Annotated in this window: 1 rRNA gene; it reads right to left on the bottom strand. The window is 56.1% G+C overall.

The annotated features are described in order from the left end of the window. Positions 1 to 7 precede the first annotated feature (7 nt). Positions 8 to 3,137: ribosomal RNA gene (locus ACIBH4_RS39585) — 23S ribosomal RNA — on the bottom strand. Positions 3,138 to 3,188: the final 51 nt, after the last annotated feature.

Below are 3,188 nucleotides of genomic sequence, written 5' to 3'. Positions count from 1 at the left end.
TTGCTTTGTGGTCAAGTCCTCGGCCTATTAGTACTGGTCAGCTCCACACATTACTGCGCTTCCACTTCCAGCCTATCAACCCGGTCGTCTACCGGGAGCCTTACCCACTCACGTGGTGGGAGACCTCATCTCAAGGCGAGCTTCCCGCTTAGATGCTTTCAGCGGTTATCCCTTCCGAACGTAGCCAACCAGCCGTGCTCCTGGCGGAACAACTGGCACACCAGAGGTTCGTCCGTCCCGGTCCTCTCGTACTAGGGACAGCTCCTTTCAAGTCTCCTGCGCGCGCAGCGGATAGGGACCGAACTGTCTCGCGACGTTCTAAACCCAGCTCGCGTACCGCTTTAATGGGCGAACAGCCCAACCCTTGGGACCTACTCCAGCCCCAGGATGCGACGAGCCGACATCGAGGTGCCAAACCATCCCGTCGATATGGACTCTTGGGGAAGATCAGCCTGTTATCCCCGGGGTACCTTTTAGCCGTTGAGCGACGGCGCTTCCACATGCCACCGCCGGATCACTAGTCCCAGCTTTCGCTCCTGCTCGACCCGTCGGTCTCACAGTCAAGCTCCCTTGTGCACTTACACTCGACACCTGATTGCCAACCAGGCTGAGGGAACCTTTGGGCGCCTCCGTTACTCTTTAGGAGGCAACCGCCCCAGTTAAACTACCCACCAGACACTGTCCCTGATCCGGATCACGGACCGAAGTTAGACGTTCAAAACGACCAGAGTGGTATTTCACCAATGACTCCACCCCCACTAGCGTGAAGGCTTCACCGTCTCCCACCTATCCTACACAAGACGCTCCAAACGCCAATGTCAAGCTATAGTGAAGGTCCCGGGGTCTTTCCGTCCTGCTGCGCGTAACGAGCATCTTTACTCGTAGTGCAATTTCGCCGGGTCTGCGGTTGAGACAGCGGGGAAGTCGTTACGCCATTCGTGCAGGTCGGAACTTACCCGACAAGGAATTTCGCTACCTTAGGATGGTTATAGTTACCACCGCCGTTTACTGGCGCTTAAGTTCTCAGCTTCGCCACACAAGTGCGACTAACCGGTCCCCTTAACGTTCCAGCACCGGGCAGGCGTCAGTCCGTATACATCGTCTTACGACTTCGCACGGACCTGTGTTTTTAGTAAACAGTCGCTTCCCCCTGGCCTCTGCGACCCCCACCAGCTCAGAACGCAAAGGTTCATCACCAGCGAAGGCCCCCCTTCTCCCGAAGTTACGGGGGCAATTTGCCGAGTTCCTTAACCACAGTTCACCCGATCGCCTTAGTATTCTCTACCTGACCACCTGAGTCGGTTTAGGGTACGGGCCGCCACGACACTCACTAGAGGCTTTTCTCGGCAGCATAGGATCACCCACTTCGCCACAATCGGCTCGGCATCACATCTCAGACTTAATGCGTTGCGGATTTGCCTACAACACGTCCTACATGCTTACCCCAGGACAACCATCGCCTGGGCTGGGCTACCTTCCTGCGTCACCCCATCGCTTACCTACTACCAGTTCAGGCCAGGCGTTCAGTCTCACCCACACCCCGAAGGGCGTTAGGGACTTAAGGACCCTTAGTATCACTGGATTCAGTATTGGCGCATCGTAGCGGGTACGGGAATATCAACCCGTTGTCCATCGACTACGCCTGTCGGCCTCGCCTTAGGTCCCGACTTACCCTGGGCGGATTAGCCTGCCCCAGGAACCCTTGGTCATCCGGCGCAGAAGTTTCTCACTTCTGATTCGCTACTCATGCCTGCATTCTCACTCGCACAGCCTCCACAACTGGATCACTCCGCTGCTTCGCCGGCCGCACGACGCTCCCCTACCCACCCACACACCTAAACCACAAAGGCTCGGATAATGTGTGAATGCCACGACTTCGGCGGTGTACTTGAGCCCCGCTACATTGTCGGCGCGGAATCACTTGACCAGTGAGCTATTACGCACTCTTTCAAGGGTGGCTGCTTCTAAGCCAACCTCCTGGTTGTCACTGCGACTCCACATCCTTTCCCACTTAGCACACGCTTAGGGGCCTTAGTCGGTGGTCTGGGCTGTTTCCCTCTCGACTACGGAGCTTATCCCCCGCAGTCTCACTGCCACGCTCTCACTTACCGGCATTCGGAGTTTGGCTGACGTCAGTAACCTTGTCGGGCCCATTAGCCATCCAGTGCTCTACCTCCGGCAAGAAACACGCGACGCTGCACCTAAATGCATTTCGGGGAGAACCAGCTATCACGGAGTTTGATTGGCCTTTCACCCCTAAACACAGGTCATCCCCCAGGTTTTCAACCCTGGTGGGTTCGGTCCTCCACGCGGTCTTACCCGCGCTTCAACCTGCCCATGCCTAGATCACTCCGCTTCGGGTCTACAGCATGCGACTCATTCGCCCTATTCAGACTCGCTTTCGCTACGGCTCCCCCACACGGGTTAACCTCGCCACACACCATAACTCGCAGGCTCATTCTTCAAAAGGCACGCAGTCACATCACAAACAAGAGCAAGCCCTCGTTTACGCTCCTACGGCTTGTAGGCACACGGTTTCAGGTACTATTTCACGACCCCTCACCGGGGCGCTTTTCACCTTTCCCTCACGGTACTTGTTCACTATCGGTCACCAGGGAGTATTTAGGCTTACCAGGTGGTCCTGGCAGATTCACACAGGATTTCTCGGGCCCCGTGCTACTTGGGATCCCCTCAAACAGTCCAACCGATTTCGCCTACCCGACTCTCACGGTCTACGGCGCCACTTCCCAGAAGCTTCGACTATCGGAAAGATTTCTTACTGTCTATGGTCTCGGCAGAAACCAACAGAGGGTCCCACAACCCCGCAAACGCAACGCCTGCCGGCTATCACACGCCTACGGTTTAGCCTGATCCGCTTTCGCTCACCACTACTCACGGAATCACTATTTGTTTTCTCTTCCTACGGGTACTGAGATGTTTCACTTCCCCGCGTTACCACCAACCGCCCTATACATTCAGGCGGAGGCAACACCACATGACTGGTGCTAGGTTTCCCCATTCGGACATCCCCGGATCAAAGTCTGGTTGGCGACTCCCCGGGGCTTAACGCAGCCTCCCACGTCCTTCATCGGCTCCTGATGCCAAGGCATCCACCGTGTGCCCTAAAAAACTTGGCCACAAAGATGCTCGCGTCCACTATGCAAATCTCAAACAACAAACAGCGACCA

This window comes from Streptosporangium sp. NPDC050284, assembly GCF_044459525.1.
GTDB lineage: Bacteria > Actinomycetota > Actinomycetes > Streptosporangiales > Streptosporangiaceae > Streptosporangium.
Note: the sequence above shows the minus strand (reverse complement) of the source record. Positions and strands in the feature narration are given on the sequence as shown.